At 35.5% G+C, this 1,370-nt stretch carries 1 protein-coding gene; it reads right to left on the bottom strand.

Annotated features, from left to right (window positions below; translation table 11 throughout):
• Position 1: 1 nt before the first annotated feature.
• Positions 2 to 1,318 (bottom strand): IS1380 family transposase, encoded by a 1,317-nt coding sequence (locus tag HX049_RS18345; RefSeq protein WP_286417823.1) that lies wholly within the window; start codon positions 1,316 to 1,318, stop codon positions 2 to 4.
• Positions 1,319 to 1,370: the final 52 nt, after the last annotated feature.

The following is a 1,370-nucleotide window of genomic DNA, read 5'->3' as shown; positions in this document are numbered from 1 at the left end:
ATTACGCATTAGGGATATTTAAAGGTAGATCTAAAGGATAATCCCATAATCCTACGAACCATTTTCGTCGCTTCTTGACCAGGGCTATTTTAAGCTTGATCGTATCATTTATTTTCTCGAAATAAGCTCCAATAGCAAAGGTTCTATATCTTAATGTAGAAAGTGATTTTTGTGTTTTTTCTTGTAAAACAAACATTCTAAAAAGCACCATTAGATTGTAAGCAATCATCACAAAGATTAGAGCAGCTTCGGTAGCATAGAAGTCTTTTAGATTAAATGATTCTGCTCCAAAGTCTTGTTTTAGCTCTTTAATTCTATTTTCTGCATCCCCTCTTGCGCGATAGTTTTTCCATACGTCATAAGCACCACATTCCAAGTTTGTAACATAGGCGGAGAATCTGTAATTTCTGTGTATTTCATCTTCTGGAAACAGACTTAATGTTTTTCCAGGTGCCTGTGGGCGTTTGCTTATTTTTTGTCTTACGATGATAACTCTTCTAGGTTTTTCCCAGTTTTTAGCTTGGTAGAAGGTGTCATTTATTTGGATACCTTCATCGACATTTAGCCAAGAGGTTTGGCTATCTACTAGTCTTTGCACAGGATGAGTAAACTTAGCGGCAATGATGTAACTTATAGGTTTAGACTCTAAATGATCTAAAATATCCTTTTGAAAAAAGCCACTGTCTAATCGTATTAAGCCTACTTTCTTATTTCCAAAAACCGATAAAGTATCCTCTAAGAAGCTAATGAAGTTATTGGCAGAACTGGTGTCTCCACTTCGCAACCAAAAGTTGGCTACCATACGTATGTCATTTACAAAGGCTATAATAGGATGATGAGATTTACGTCCTTTTTTACTTGGATTATACCCTCTTTTAGCCCCTTGTTGCTGTTCTCCATAGCGAGTTATGACAGTAGAATCAATATCCAAGGTAAAATAATTTAGGTTGATGTTTTGAAAAAACCACCCAAAGAAGTGCTTAGCAGTTTCAATGTTACTAATAGCGTCGAACTTGGAAAAATAACGTTTATACGCATCTTGCCCTGGTGAAGTTCGCCAGTTAAAGATTTTACCAAGAGCTTTATCATGCCTAGTTACTTCTGTGTGTAAAAAGCGGTTTGCACCACACCAAACACTTGTCATAAATGACTCTAAAATCACATCTACATCATGCGCTCTATTAGAATTTTGACAAGGAAGACTTTCACAGGAACTAATCTGAGATTTGAAGTCTATTTTATCTAACATTTGTTTTAAAAAGACCATTCCACCCCATGGTGTAATCTCTTTGTTGGTAAAGGATAGGTCAAAATTCATAGGCTTAATTTTTCTAACGCTACGCGTTAGGAATTACACTTAATAAATATAC

Source organism: Myroides odoratimimus, from assembly GCF_030326305.1.
Classification (GTDB): Bacteria; Bacteroidota; Bacteroidia; order Flavobacteriales; family Flavobacteriaceae; genus Flavobacterium; species Flavobacterium odoratimimum_A.
The sequence above is the reverse complement of the archived record's forward strand: the minus strand, read 5'-3'. Positions and strand labels throughout refer to the sequence as shown.